The 14209-nt window shown below is 47.5% G+C and carries 10 protein-coding genes; 1 reads left to right on the forward strand and 9 read right to left on the reverse strand.

The annotated features are described in order from the left end of the window. Positions 1 to 33: 33 nt before the first annotated feature. From NYE68_RS16690 to NYE68_RS16705, 4 genes are all read right to left on the reverse strand, one after another. Positions 34 to 2040, reverse strand: coding sequence for a methyl-accepting chemotaxis protein (locus NYE68_RS16690; RefSeq protein WP_324636456.1), 2007 nt, complete (start codon positions 2038 to 2040; stop codon positions 34 to 36). A 115-nt stretch (positions 2041 to 2155) separates the two neighbouring features. After that, positions 2156 to 4141 carry a methyl-accepting chemotaxis protein gene (locus NYE68_RS16695; protein ID WP_324636455.1) on the reverse strand — a complete coding sequence of 662 codons (1986 nt, stop codon included), beginning with the start codon at positions 4139 to 4141 and terminating at the stop codon, positions 2156 to 2158. A 127-nt stretch (positions 4142 to 4268) separates the two neighbouring features. After that, positions 4269 to 6257, reverse strand: a complete 1989-nt coding sequence (locus NYE68_RS16700) for a methyl-accepting chemotaxis protein (protein WP_156240461.1) — start codon at positions 6255 to 6257, stop codon at positions 4269 to 4271. 184 nt (positions 6258 to 6441) lie between these two features. Further along, a complete protein-coding gene (locus NYE68_RS16705; RefSeq protein ID WP_324636452.1) occupies positions 6442 to 8427 on the reverse strand; it encodes a methyl-accepting chemotaxis protein in 1986 nt (661 codons plus the stop codon). A 142-nt stretch (positions 8428 to 8569) separates the two neighbouring features. On the opposite strand from NYE68_RS16705, the gene NYE68_RS16710 reads away from it, so the two are divergent. Next, positions 8570 to 9307, forward strand: a complete 738-nt coding sequence (locus tag NYE68_RS16710; protein ID WP_064115934.1) for a protein-glutamine gamma-glutamyltransferase — start codon at positions 8570 to 8572, stop codon at positions 9305 to 9307. A gap of 17 nt (positions 9308 to 9324) precedes the next feature. On the opposite strand, the gene NYE68_RS16715 is transcribed toward NYE68_RS16710, so the two are convergent. The 5 genes from NYE68_RS16715 to NYE68_RS16735 form a co-directional block, all read right to left on the reverse strand. Next, positions 9325 to 9576: a hypothetical protein gene (locus tag NYE68_RS16715; RefSeq protein WP_014305693.1), complete on the reverse strand. Its 252-nt coding sequence runs from the start codon at positions 9574 to 9576 to the stop codon at positions 9325 to 9327. Between the two features lie 25 nt (positions 9577 to 9601). Further along, positions 9602 to 10633 (reverse strand): nitronate monooxygenase, encoded by a 1032-nt coding sequence (locus tag NYE68_RS16720; protein ID WP_061860823.1) that lies wholly within the window; start codon positions 10631 to 10633, stop codon positions 9602 to 9604. Continuing rightward, positions 10630 to 11046: a secondary thiamine-phosphate synthase enzyme YjbQ gene (locus NYE68_RS16725; protein ID WP_061861492.1), complete on the reverse strand. Its 417-nt coding sequence runs from the start codon at positions 11044 to 11046 to the stop codon at positions 10630 to 10632. Before NYE68_RS16725 ends, NYE68_RS16720 begins: the two co-directional genes overlap by 4 nt. A gap of 121 nt (positions 11047 to 11167) precedes the next feature. Beyond that, positions 11168 to 12826: an alpha-glucosidase gene (locus NYE68_RS16730; RefSeq protein WP_254003369.1), complete on the reverse strand. Its 1659-nt coding sequence runs from the start codon at positions 12824 to 12826 to the stop codon at positions 11168 to 11170. Positions 12827 to 12915: 89 nt separating this feature from the next. After that, positions 12916 to 14205 (reverse strand): hemolysin family protein, encoded by a 1290-nt coding sequence (locus NYE68_RS16735; RefSeq protein ID WP_007408640.1) that lies wholly within the window; start codon positions 14203 to 14205, stop codon positions 12916 to 12918. Between the last annotated feature and the right edge of the window lie 4 nt (positions 14206 to 14209).

Here is a 14209-nt window from a genome sequence, read left to right on the forward strand (position 1 = left end):
CGCTTTTTTTAAATGAGGAAAAGAAACAGCTCGCTACAGCTGTTCTTCGTCTTCAGACTGAATCGTAAATTTCCGTGTGACCTGCTGCAGTTCTTCGGCCATATGCGCAAGCGTTTCGGCGGATGAACTGATTTCTTCCATGGAGGCCAGCTGCTCTTCAGCTGAGGCGGCGATGTCTTGAATGCCGGCGGACCCTTCTTTGGCGACTGAGGTAATGTCCTCCACCGCGTTTGTCACATTTTGCGACCCGGCTGCAAGCTTCTCAAGCGTTCCGTTCATATGCTGCAAGGCGCCTGAAATCTGAGTCGTCATTTCTGAGATTTTTTTGAAGCTTTCGGCCGTTTGATCCGTTATATCGAGGCCTTCCTTCACATCTTGATTCACCGCTTGGAATACGGAAAGCGATGTGGCGATTTCTTTGACGATTTCCTGAATCAGCGTTTCGATTTCCTTCGCGGAGCCGGCTGATTGTACGGCAAGCTTTCTCACTTCTTCCGCAACGACGGAGAAGCCCCGCCCGTATTCGCCTGCTCTGGCCGCTTCAATGGCAGCGTTTAAGGCAAGCAGATTTGTTTGATCGGCAATGCCGTTAATGACGTTGAGAATGCTCTTAATGTCGTGCGACTTCGTTTCCAGCCCTTTTACGACCGCTTCCGCCTGCTGTACGGAACGATCAATTGTTTTCATCTGGCCGACCGTTTTCGCCACTAATTCTTCTCCGCTTCCGGCCGTTTCAGAGGTTTGGATGGCGGATTCAGTGATTTCCGCCGATACATTCGCCGTCTCGGCAATGCCCGCATTCATTTGGGAAAGGTGATCAGCACTTTCTTCCAATTTCTCGCTTTGTGATTCGTTTCCGTTTGAGAATTGTTCAATCGCCAGTGTAATATGCTCTGTCGCCTTGCTTGTCTGTCCGGCGGATGCCGTCAGCTCTTCGGATGAAGAAGCGACATGTTCGACGGATGACTGGATGACGCCGATGACAGACCGGAGTGACGCTGACATCTCATTGAAGCTTTGGCTGAGCTGCCCGAATTCATTTTTCGACTTGATGTCAATGACTTCCGTTAAATCGCCGTCACTGATTTTAGCTGATGTCGAAACAAGTTTTTTGAGCGGTTTTGCAATCGAGCGAATGATAAAAACGATTAAAATACCGCCGACGATAAGAGAAACCGCCAGGATGATCAGCGCCATTTTCATGACAGGCGAGGCTGCGTCATGGATCTCACTGACAAAAAATGCGCCGGCGATTTTCCAGCCCGTCAGTTTGTTTGTCGTGAAGGCCATTTTCTTCTGCTGTCCTTCAAACATGTATTCAAACGATCCGCTCGATTTGGAAAACACTTCTTTCGTCCACTCTCCGGAGCCTTCCGTTCCCGCTTTTATAGTCGGATGCGCGATGTATTTTTTATCTCCCGTTGTAATGAAGGCAAAACCTTTATGACCGATCTGGACGCGTTCGGAAGCGTTCAGCAGGTCGCCCAGATTAATATCAAGCGCCACAACGCCTGATCCGTCTTTTGTCTGCTGGGCAATCGTAACAACCGTCTGTCCGGTTGCAGCGTCTTTATAGGGCTCGGTAAACACCGGCTGTCCGCTTTTTTCAAGTGCTTTGGTATACCACTCGCGCGTGAGCGGATTATAATCGGACGGCATATCAACGGACGGATATTTCACGAACGCTTTGTCGCGAGACGCGGCGTAAATTGACGCGACATCGTCATTTACGGTGACATACTGCTTCATTTTGTCGAGCAGTACCGATTTATTTTTTGTGTTCAGTTTTTCCTTAGTGATTGATTCGCTGTAGTAGTCAATCGCTTTCAGCTTGCCTTCGAGCATGTTTTCCAGCACGCTGTTCAGTTCGCTGACATTTCCCTGGGCGCTGTGGGTCAGTTCGCTTTCTAATGTACTCCCCGCCGTTTGGTAGCTGAAGTAGGCGAGTATGCCGACCGGAAGTACCAATACGGCTAAAAATGCCGCGATCAGCGGCTTGCTGATGGATGGCTGTTTGATCCAATGTATCAGTTGTTTCATTTTTTCAGTCTCCTTCTTTGAAAAGCTAAATCTAATATCGTCAGATAGGACAAAAGATTTATTAAAAAAACTAAAAAAAACACCCAAACAGCACATTTGGGTGTTCTATGACCTATTAATCTATTTTAAATCGTTTCGTCATATCACGTAATTCTTCCGCCATTTGGGATAACGTTTCCGAAGACGAACTGATTTCTTCCATTGAAGCCAGCTGTTCTTCGGCGGAGGCCGCAATATCCTGAATGCTGGCGGAGCTTTCTTTTGCGATGGACGCGATTTGCTCAGAAGCTCCTGAAATCTGCTGAGAGCCTGCTGTCAGCTGTTCTACCGTCGCATTCATATTTTGAATTTCTCCGGCGATCTGGTTCGTCATTTCAGAAATCCGTTTGAAGCTCGTTTCGGTCTGATTCGTAATATCCAGTCCGCTCTCCACCTCTTTGTTGACGGATTGGAACATGCCGAGAGATGTATTGATTTCATTGACGATTTCTATAATTAAGCTTTCGATTTCTTTCGCTGAATCGGCAGACTGGACGGCAAGCTTTCTCACTTCTTCGGCGACGACTGAGAAGCCCCGGCCGTATTCACCCGCACGCGCGGCTTCAATTGCCGCGTTCAGCGCAAGAAGGTTTGTCTGATCAGCGATTCCGTTAATGACACGGAGAATGTTTGTAATGTCTTTTGATTTTGTTTCAAGTCCGCGCACCACTTGTTCAGCTTCTTTCACTGACCGGTCAATGACGTTCATTTGGCCGACCGTCTGGTGGACGAGCTTTCCGCCTGAATTGGCGACTTCCGCTGATGTGGCGGAGGATTCGGTAATGACGGCAGATGCTTTCGCCATATCTTTAAGCCCGCTGTTCATTTGGTAAATATGTTCCGCCGCGCTTTCAATGTTTTCACTTTGGCTTTCATTTCCGTTAGAAAATTGTTCGATCGCCAGTGTGATATGTTCGGTTGCCTTGCTTGTCTGCTCCGCTGAAGCCGTCAGCTCCTCTGAGGAAGATGCGACGTTATTCACGGAATCCTGGATGGCATGGATGAGAGACCTGAGCGAAGCGGCCATATTGTTAAAGCTTTTGCCAAGCTCGCCTAATTCATCTTTTGACTGAATCTCGATCGTTTCTGTTAAGTCGCCTTCACTGATCTGTTTCGATGATGTCACAAGCTGCTTGAGCGGTTTTGTGATTGAACGGATAATCAGCACCATGACGATGGTTCCGATCACAATCGCTAATACGAGAACGAGCAGGGACAGATGAAGGATCGGCAGGGCCGCTTCATGAATTTCGTCCAGATACATTGTTCCGGTAATCTTCCAGCCTGTCAGCCCGTTCGTATCATAAGCCATTTTCTTTTCCTGGCCGTCGTATTTGTATTGAAAATCACCTTTTTTGCTGGTGAACAGCTGTTCAGCCCACTCCCCTTTTAATACTGTGCCTGACGTGCGGTTCGGGTGGGCGACCACTTTTTTGTCTTTCGTCAGGATAAAAGCGTAGCCTGATTTTCCGATGTTCACTTTCTTTGTCGTTTTCAGAAGCTCATCGATTTTCATATTGATGGCGACGACTCCTGAGCCGTCTTTCGTCTGCTGAACGACCGTCACGACCATCGTATTGGTGGAAGCCGTGCGGTAAGGATCTGTTACAACAACTTTCCCCTTATTTTCCACGGCCTTTTTATACCAGTCTCTTTCAAGCGGATTATATCCTTTAGGCATCTGCAGATCCGGATACCGTGTGAAATGTCCTTCCGTGTCACTCGTATAAATGGATTCCACGTCTTTATTGATCTTCATGTACTCTGTGAATTTATCGGTAATTTGCGATTGGTTTTTCGGCTTGTACCGATCCTTTGTGAGCCAGTCGCTGAAATATGCCGTTCCGTCTTCCTTTTGGCTGATGCTTGTGTTGATCATATCGTTAATCTGCTGCACATTATCTAGTGCGCTTCCCATCATCTGCCTGTCAAGCGTGCTTACCGCCGATTGATAGGCGATAAAAGCCAGCGTTGAAATAGGAAGAATGAGAACGGCCAAAAAAGAAATGAGCAGTTTTCTTGTAAGCGATCTCTGCTTGATGATTTGCACAATTTTTTTCATCTGCTATATCTCCTCTTGCGTGTTTACCCTTCATATCGGCAATTATGGGTAAATATACACATCCAAAAAGAAGAAATATAACGAAACATACTTTTTACCTATCTTAAAATTAGTCTTTTAGACTTAATTAAGAGTTTATCTTAAAACGCTTTGTCAGTTCGCGTAATTCTTCCGCCATTTTTTCCAGCGTGACGGCGGAGGAACTGATTTCCTCCATGGACGCAAGCTGCTCTTCAGCTGAAGCCGCGATGTCCTGAATGCCGGCCGCGCTTTGTCTGGAGACGGCCGCGATATCCTCTGAAGCGTTTGATACTTCCTGAGACCCGGCAGAAAGCTGTTCCACGGTTGCATTCATATTTTGCAGTTCACCGGCAATCTGATTTGTTTTAACGGAAATGTCCCGGAAGCTTTTTTCCGTTTCGTCCGTTAACTGAAGTCCGCTTTTCACCTCGTGATTGACGGATTCCAGCATTCCGAGCGAAGTATGAATTTCTTTGACGATTTCATGAATTAAGGATTCGATTTCTTTCGCTGAATCGGCGGATTGGACGGCAAGCTTTCTCACTTCTTCGGCAACGACTGAAAAACCGCGTCCGTATTCTCCCGCTCTTGCCGCTTCAATGGCTGCATTTAAAGCAAGGAGATTCGTTTGATCGGCAATGCCGTTAATGACGCGCAAAATGCTGGTGATGTCCTGCGATTTGAGTTCAAGCCCTTGTACGACTTGCTCCGCTTTACTTACGGATTGGTCAATGGCGCCCATCTGGCCGGCTGTTTTCTTGACAAGCCGCTCACCGGCGCCGGATATCTCCGCCGATTCAATTGACGTTTCCGTCACCACGGCTGCCGCTTCCGCCAGATCACTGAGCCCGTCTTTCATCTCATTCACTTGGGCTGTCGCTTTATCAATACTCTCACTTTGGTCTTCCGTTCCATTAGAAAACTGTTCAATCGCAAGGGTGATATGTTCCGTTGCTTTGCTCGTCTGCTCAGCCGAAGCCGTCAGCTCCTCTGAGGAAGAAGCGACATGTTCAACAGAGTCCTGAATTCCCTGAATAAGCGAACGGAGTGAATCTGTCATATGATTAAAACTTTTACCGAGCACGCCCAGCTCATCTTGAGAGCTGACATCAATGGTTTCCGTCAGATCTCCGCTGCTGATTTTTTCAGCTGAAGCTACGAGACGTTTTAACGGTTTTGTAATTGAGCGGATGACAAAATAAATGAAAATCATCCCTGCGGCAATGGCTATCGCCAATATGATAACGGCCAGAGTCAGAACCGGTCTTGCCGCATCCTTGATTTCATCCACGGACATGGTTCCGCTGATCTTCCAGCCTGTCGCTTCATTGGTCACGTACGCCATTTTTTTCGCTTTCCCGTTCAGCGTATATTCAAAGTCGCCTTTTTGCCCGCTGAATAATGTATCAACCCATTTTCCCGATACCGCCGAGCCGGCTTTTTCATCACTGTAGGCAACGGCTTTTTTATTTTTGCTGAGGATAAAGGCGTATCCTTCTTTTCCGATGTTCACTTCTTTTGTCATCGTGATGAGATCGTCGATTTTTATATCAATGGCGACGACGCCTGATCCGTCTTGCGCCGCGCGGGCCATGGTGACGACCATCTTTTTGTTTGAGATGGACTCATAAGGGTCTGTGATGATGGTTTGGCCTTTATTCTCCATGGCTTCCTGATACCAGCTTCTTTCAAGCGGATTGAAATCGGGCGGCATATCGGCATGCGGATAACGGGTAAACGTTCCTTCCTTGCTGCTTGAAAATACGGCGGATGCTTTATCATTGCTTTCAATAAACTGCTTGAACCTTTCTTGCATTTCCGTTTGGTTTTTTTCTTTAAATTTAGCGCTTGTCGCCCATTCGCTGAAATATGCTGAGCTTTTTGTAAACATTCCGATCCGGTCATCAATCATATTGTTTAAGATTTGCACATTTCCTTCGGCGCTTTCCATCATTTGCTTTTCAACGGATGAAGCCGCCGAACGGTAGGCGCCGGCAGCCAATACTGCTACCGGAATGATTAAGATCAGTAAAAATGAAATGATCAGTTTTTTGGCTATTGATTTTCTGGCGATTTTTTTTGCTGTTTTTTTCAATTTTGTAAACCTCTTTCAATCATTTACTGTTTATATCGGCCGACTCCCTTTTTATTACATTGAAAATTAAGTCATAAATGAAAAATAGTTCTATGTACTCCCTTTGCATGCAAGACTTTTTATTTAATTATCCGGCTGTCACTATAAAAAAGGACGCCTTCCCTCCGGAAAGCGTCCTTTTTTACTAGTTGATTTTAAATTGTTTCGTTAATTCCCGCAGTTCTTCGGCCATTTGCGCCAAAGTATCGGCGGATGTGCTGATTTCTTCCATTGATGCAAGCTGTTCTTCTGCGGATGCGGCAATATCCTGAATGCTTGCTGCGCTTTCCCGTGATACGTCCGCAATATCCGTCACCGCGGCTGAAACGTGCTGAGAGCTGTCTGACAGCTGTTCAACCGTGCCGTTCATCGATTGAAGCTTCTCGGCGATATCGTTTGTCATGCCGAAGATATTCTGGAAGCTTTCTTTCGTGCGGTCCGTCACGGCAAGTCCTGATTGAACTTCTTCATTAACGGATGTGAACATGTGAAGTGATGTATTAATCTCAGCCGTGATTTCCTGAATGAGTTTTTCAATCTCTTTGGCAGAACCGGCGGATTGGACGGCAAGCTTGCGCACTTCTTCGGCTACCACTGAGAAGCCCCGCCCGTATTCACCCGCTCTTGCCGCTTCAATGGCTGCATTTAAAGCAAGCAGGTTTGTCTGATCGGCAATGCCGTTGATGACTCTTAAAATATGAGTGATGTCTTTTGATTTGGCCTCAAGGCCTTTTACAACCGCTTCCGCCTGCTGGACCGATTGATTGATGAGATTCATCTGCCCGACGGTTTGCTGCACATATTCTTCCCCGGTGCCGGCAGCTTCCTTCGATTGTTTAGATGCTTCCGTAATGGATGATGATGTGCGGGAAACGGCGGCGAGTCCGTCATTTATATGATTCAGCTTGGCTGAGCTTGAATCGACTTTTTCGCTTTGCTCTTCGTTTCCGTTTGAAAACTGCTCAATGGCCATTGTAATATGTTCCGTCGCTTTGCTTGTCTGCGAAGCTGAAGCGGTCAGCTCCTCCGATGACGCGGCCACATTGTCGACAGAGTTTTGGATCGCGCTGATCAGTCCGCGCAGAGATTCTCCCATTTCATTAAAGCTCGCGCCGAGTTCGCCCAATTCATCTTTCGAGCGGATATCAATGGTTTCAGTCAAGTCTCCGCCGCTGATTTGTTTAGAAGAGCGGACAAGCCGTTTCAGCGGTGACGTAATGGATCTGACAATCAACAGAATTAAAATTCCCCCGATGATAATGGATGCTGCAAGGACAATCATCCCCATCGTCAGCACCGGTTGTGAGGCGTCTTTAATTTCGTTGAGCTCCATGCTCCCTTCTATTTTCCATCCGGTCAGTTTATTTGTCGTAAACGCCATTTTTTTATTTTGATCATCGAGCTTGTATGAAATAATGCCGCTGTCTTTGCTGTATACTTCATTCAGCCACGGGGTTGAAACTTTATCGCCCGGTTTGTGGTCTTTATGCGCGACATAGGTTTTATTTTTGGACGTGATAAACACGAATCCTTTTTGCCCGATTTTGATTCCCTGCATCTGCTTCAGCAGGTGGTCAATCGTAATATCCATGGCCACTACGCCTGTTCCGTCCTGCATCTGCTTTGCCACGGTAATGACCATGCTGCCGTCGCTTGCCGCGGTGTAAGGGTCGGTGACAACGAGCGTGCCGCCGGCCTTCACAGCGTCTTTATACCAAGTGCGTGTTCTCGGATCGTAATCGGCCGGAGTATTCTCCTTCGGCGCCTGTGCGTAGCTGCCGTCTTCCGTACCTCCGTAAATGCGGGCTACGTCCTTATGAATAGACGTGTATTGCCCGAACTTTTCTTCAAGAGCAGACATGTTTTTCTTTGAGAAGGATGACCCTTTTAACGTTTCACTGAAAAATTCAATCGCCTTTGCTTTTGCGCCGATATCATTTGTAATGGTTGTGTTAAAAGATTCGATGTTATTTTTCGCGTTGCCTGAAATCTGATCATCCAGCGAATTGCTCGCCGTATGGTATGAACTGAATTCTAACACGAGAATCGGTATGATTAAGATCACGATAAATGAAATGATTAATTTACGTGAAATCGATGCCTTTGTGCACCAATTAATGAATTTTTTCATATTAAGCTGCTCCCTCAAGTGTGATACCTTATATATCGGCTCAGTCTTCACATTTTGTTAACATTTCCTCATTTTTTATGACTTGATTTTCATTGCCCAAGCTTCCTGCATATCTTATAAAAAAAGAGAAGGGGGCGTGCAGATGATTATCATATCCGGCCAAGTGCTTCGTCCTCATGACATCGCGAACTGGCAGACGGAAGAAAGCCTTGTTCCGTATATAAATGAACTGCTCAATTCTCCCGTACAATTTGATTACGGGTCGATTGCTGAACTGATGTTCGAGGTGCGGCTGCGCCGCCATATTGCGGAAGCCGCAAGAGAACTGCACGGATCAGGTGTGAAATTTGCAACTTTCGCCAAAACATTCGGAAATACGGCTTATTGGAGAGTGACGCCGGAAGGAGCCTTGGAGCTGAAGTACAGAATCCCCGCTTCAAAAGCGATTCGGGACATTATTGAAAACGGGGCGTTTTACGCATTTGAATGCGCTACCGCCATTGTTGTGATTTATTATCTGGCCGTCTTAAAGACAATCGGTGAAGAACGGTTTAACCGGCGTTTCCGGGATATCACTTTGTATGACTGGCACTATGAGCATCTGCCGATCTACACGGAAACCGGCAGCCACTTTTTACGGGGAGATTGTTTATATTTTAAAAATCCTGATTTTAACCCTGCAAAGGCTCAGTGGCGGGGAGAAAATGTCATTGTGATGGGGAATGATCAATATTTCGCCCACGGTCTCGGGATTCTGACCGCTGAACAAATCATCCAGAGATTGAATTCTTTAAGAAAAAAAAATGCCGTGCAGCCGGCTTATCTGCTTAACCAGGCAACAAGGCTTGATGCACCCGCGCTTTATCAGATCATGCATTAAAACAATCCCATCGTCTATCATTGTGACGATGGGATGTGAAATGCTTTTCTTTTCCGGTAAAAAGCCGTCGTGCCGAGCGCTTGGTTTGCAGCCCATTCAAACTTCTCTAAATCATGGCGGGTGACGGCTCTGTCCCGTCTGCTCCATTTAATGGCGCGGACAAAGTAATACCCTTTAATCGGCGCCATGGTGACTTTGGAATGCGGAAAATCTTCAAAGACAAACTCAATAGTTCCTCTTTTTTTATAGGACATTTGAAGAATCTTCATCATCCATCACCTCACGATTTCTGGATTATGATTCGCACAATCCGTCCAAAACGGTTTTCACGTCTGTCGGCCCTTCAAGTTTCGCGGCGGACTGGCCGGCCCATAAAGACATATATTCCGCGTCTCCTGATTGAGCCGCATGCCCGCGCATCGGCTTTGTCAGCGTATTATGCAGCGGATAAGGCAGCGTTTTCCCCTCGTCAGCTTCATATGTTTTCATGAACTGATTCACGATTCCCCGCGCCTGTTTTCCCGAAAACAGGGTGGTCAGCCGCGTATCGGCTCCTTTTGATTCGGCAATGGCTTTTTGATATGCCGGTGAAGCGCTGCTTTCTTCACAAAGGAGAAACGGTGTTCCTACTTGAACGCCGTCCGCACCCAAACATCGGGCCGCCTGCACCCCGCGGCGGTCAAAAATGCCGCCTGCCGCAATCACCGGGATATTCAGCGCGTCTTTAGCCTGCGGAATCAGCGCCATAAGGCCGAGAGCCGGTTCTCCTTTAACCGGCAGAAACGACCCGCGATGTCCGCCGGCTTCTATTCCCTGAAGGATAACGGCGTCCATTCCCCGTTCTTCAAAAGCCTTCGCTTCCTCCGGCGTTGTCGCCGTGCCGAAAAGGAAACAACCGCTTTTCTTCAGCTTTTCCGCCGTTTCTTCCGGCGGCAGGCCGAAGGTGAATGAACACGCTTTGACTCCGTAACGGATCAGAAGCTCCGCTTTTTCCTCGAAATCATTCCATTCTTCTTTCAGATCAGAGAACGGCTTGGCGTCTTTTGCCCTCGGAATGCGGGCTTTCCATTTTTCAACAAGTTCCGCCTCAGGCATCTGTCTTTCTTCCGGGACGAAAAGATTTACTTGAAAGGAGCGGTCCGTCAGCTCTTTCATCTCGATAAGCTGTTTTTCAAGCGCTTGCGGGCTGACGTATCCTGAAGCGAGGCTTCCGAGCGCCCCTTCATTTGATACCGCCGAAGCCAGACGCGGCGTGACCAGCCCGCCGGCCATCGGCGCCTGAATGACGGGCTTTATTAATGATAACGGACTCATCCACTCACTCATTTGTTTTCCTCCGTTTCAGCCTGTATTTTGATATAACATGTTCTGTTTCGCGGACCGTCAAATTCGCAAAAATAAACGCCCTGCCATGTTCCGAGTATCAGGCGGCCGTCTTCTATGATGACATGCTGGGAGGCGCCGGTTGTGCTCGCTTTCATATGTGCCGCCGTATTTCCCTCCATATGCCGGTCCAGTTCGTGCTCCCACGGATACATTTCATCAAACCTTCTGAGCATATCCCTCTTCACATCCGGATCGGCATTTTCATTTATGGTAATGCCGGCGGTTGTATGGGGACAGTATATGAGCGCCAAACCGTTTTTCACGCCTGTTTTGCGGAGAAACGCTTCAGCTTCATGTGTGATGTCGATCATTTCATCCCGTCTGTTTGTTTGAATCTGCATTTTTTTCAGCATATGAATGCCTCCTTTCTTTTTCTCTTCCTTTCCCATATTCGTTTCTGTATTTGTCTTTTCCTGTCGGATCGCGATGATAAACGCAGATCACAAAAAACTTTAGCCTCGGGACTGAAGTTTTTCACCATATATATACGCGGGCCTCATAAGGCTTTAAAAGAAAGGATGTCACATGCCGATGCGGTGGTGTTTCCATGCTTGCGAGCACGAGCGTATCGGAGTCAAGCGGATAACCTGGATGCTTGTATAAAGCGGGGGTCCGGGACAGATTTGTGATGATCAGGGCGGTTTTTGTTCCGTTTTTTCTTAGATAGGCATAAATCTGCCGGTCATTCGGAAGCAGCAATTCATATGTGCCGCTGATCAATACGCCGTGCTCTTTTCTGAGGGCGAGCAGCCGTCTGTAGAAATGGTATACGGATATTTCATCCTGCATTTGTGATGCAGCATTCAGCCATGTGTGGTTCGGATTCACTCCGAGCCACGGAGAAGCATCAGAAAACCCGCCGTTCGCCTCACCGCTCCATTGCATCGGTGTCCGTGAATTATCCCGGCCCTTCTTCCAGATGATCTTCATCACTTTTTCATGCGGAACGCCGCGGGACGTCTCTTTTTCATACAGATATTTCATTGCGGCGTCATCATAATCTTCTATGGATGGAAACGAAACATTGGTCATCCCGAGCTCCTGCCCCTGGTAAATAAACGGCGTGCCTTTCATCAGCATATACATCGCGGCGAGTGCCTTGGCGCTTTCTGTCAAAAACCGTTCGTCACCCCATACCGAGACGGAACGGGGCTGATCGTGGTTCTCCATAAATAACGCGTTCCAGCCCTTTCCTTCAAGACTGTTCTGCCAGCCGGACAAGACGCGCTTAAGCGCCGGAATGGAGATGCTTTGATCATCTTCCGTATCCCAGAGGCCGAGATGTTCAAATTGAAAAATCATTTGAAAGACGCCGTTTTCTTCACCGGCCCAATCAGCCGCCTCCCAAGCCGCCACTCCGTTCGCCTCGCCGACCGTCATGATCGGATAGCGTGAAAATGTTTCCCGTTTCAGCTCTTTTAAGAGATCCATTATGCCTTCCCCATTCATATGGTACGGGAAAGACGGGACGTACGGGAGACCGTCCGGATTCGGCATGTCAGGGAGCCCTTCTTTTTTCTTAATGTGAGAAATGGCATCCACCCGGAAGCCGTCTATGCCTTTATCAAGCCACCAGCGGACCATCTCATAAACGGACTGCCTCATCGCTTCGTTTTCCCAATTTAAATCAGGCTGTTTTTTGTCAAACAGGTGCAGGTAATACTGGCCGGTCTCTTGATCATATTCCCACGCTGATCCGCCGAAAATGCTTTCCCAATTGTTCGGCTCTTTGCCGTTTTTTCCGTCTCTCCAGATGTACCAGTCCCGTTTTTCGGAATCTTTCGCCGAGCGTGATTCGATAAACCAAGGATGCTCATCGCTTGTATGGTTGATGACGAGGTCTATAATCAGCTTCATGCCGAGCGCATGGACATCCGCAAGGAGCCGGTCAAAATCCTCCATCGTCCCGAATTCGCCGGCAATTTGTTTATAATTCCGAACATCGTAGCCGTTGTCCGCGCCCGGCGAGTCAAAAACGGGACAAAGCCAGATCACATCCGCCCCCAACTCTTTTATGTAATGAAGCTTTGCTCTGATGCCGTTCATGTCGCCGATTCCGTCCCCGTTCGAATCCATAAAGCTTCGGGGATAAATTTGATAGACGGCCGCCGTTTTCCACCAATCCGTTTTCATACCGACACTCCTTTCTTTACATCATATGAAGGAGCGGGACGAAGAAGCATTTTTTCCATAAAAAAAGCCTCATTGCAAAAGCAGGAGGCTCAGAAATCAGTTTTTTTAATTTCAACGAAGCGGATATGATGGTCTTCCGCTTCCAGCACCTTAAATTCACACCCTTCGGCATGAAACACATCACCATTTTTCAACTCCATTTTTTGTGTTAAGAGCCAGCCGGCAATCGTGTCAATGTCTTCATTTTCGATGGCGATATCAAGGAGATCATTCACCTCTTCTATGAGCGCCTTGCCGTCCATCACATAATGGTGTTCGCCTTTTTTGACGATGTGGGGCATTTCATCCTGGTCATATTCATCACGGATTTCCCCGACGATTTCCTCCAATATGTCTTCGACGGTCACAAGTCCCGCCGTGCCGCCGTATTCGTCAACGAGAATCGCCATATGAATCCGCTCCTTCTGCATGCGGATCAAAAGCTCCTGAACGGGGATGCTTTCAATGACTCTGATGACCGGACGCATAATTTCTTTTAATTCAATGGAGCGGCCGAGAAAATACGCCTTAAATAAATCCTTATTGTTAATAATGCCGAGAATGTGATCTTTGTCTTCCTTAATAACCGGATATCGCGTATACCGTTCGTTGATGATCAAATGTATGGCTTCATCAACTGACTGTTCAAGCGAGATGGCGGCGATTTCGGTGCGCGGCACCATGATTTCTCTGGCGACCCGGTTATCGAATTCAAATATTTTATTGACGTAACGGAATTCAGATTGATTGATTTGACCTTTTTTATAGCTTTCGGACAAAATCAGCCGCAATTCCTCTTCACTGACCACGACCTCATGTTCTTTCACCGAATGAAAACCGAACAGCTTGACCAAAAATCCGGCTGAGCCGTTTAACAGCTTAATAAACGGATACATCACTTTATAAAACAGAATGAGCGGTTTCGCCGTCCACAGACTGACGGCTTCGGCTTTTTGAATGGATATCGTTTTCGGCGCAAGCTCTCCGATGACGACGTGCAGATACGTGACGGCGATAAACGCCGCAATAAACGTGACGACGTGCGTAATGGATGACGGCATTCCGATCAGGCTGAAAACAGGATGAAGAAGCCGCTGAATCGTCGGTTCACCGAGCCAGCCGAGTCCGAGCGCCGTAATCGTAATGCCGAGCTGGCACGCTGATAAATATTCATCGAGATTTGAAATCACCCTGTGCGCCGCGAGCGCCCGGCTGTCTCCGGTTTCAACCAGCTCCGCGATTTTTGAACCGCGGATTTTGACAATCGCAAATTCCGCAGCGACAAAGATGGCCGTTAATCCGATTAACAGCATAATGAGAATCAGTTTTAATATAAGCAAAAAA

It is taken from the genome of Bacillus sp. FSL R5-0447 (assembly GCF_038606125.1).
Taxonomy (GTDB): domain Bacteria; phylum Bacillota; class Bacilli; order Bacillales; family Bacillaceae; genus Bacillus; species Bacillus velezensis.

What these genes read in the sequence shown, in the direction of transcription:
- NYE68_RS16690 (WP_324636456.1), bottom strand. Translation starts at nt 2,040, where the DNA reads ATGAAACAACTGATACATTGGATCAAACAGCCATCCATCAGCAAGCCG.
- NYE68_RS16695 (WP_324636455.1), bottom strand. Translation starts at nt 4,141, where the DNA reads ATGAAAAAAATTGTGCAAATCATCAAGCAGAGATCGCTTACAAGAAAA.
- NYE68_RS16705 (WP_324636452.1), bottom strand. Translation starts at nt 8,427, where the DNA reads ATGAAAAAATTCATTAATTGGTGCACAAAGGCATCGATTTCACGTAAA.
- NYE68_RS16710 (WP_064115934.1), top strand. Translation starts at nt 8,570, where the DNA reads ATGATTATCATATCCGGCCAAGTGCTTCGTCCTCATGACATCGCGAAC.
- NYE68_RS16715 (WP_014305693.1), bottom strand. Translation starts at nt 9,576, where the DNA reads ATGAAGATTCTTCAAATGTCCTATAAAAAAAGAGGAACTATTGAGTTT.
- NYE68_RS16720 (WP_061860823.1), bottom strand. Translation starts at nt 10,633, where the DNA reads ATGAGTGAGTGGATGAGTCCGTTATCATTAATAAAGCCCGTCATTCAG.
- NYE68_RS16725 (WP_061861492.1), bottom strand. Translation starts at nt 11,046, where the DNA reads ATGCTGAAAAAAATGCAGATTCAAACAAACAGACGGGATGAAATGATC.
- NYE68_RS16730 (WP_254003369.1), bottom strand. Translation starts at nt 12,826, where the DNA reads ATGAAAACGGATTGGTGGAAAACGGCGGCCGTCTATCAAATTTATCCC.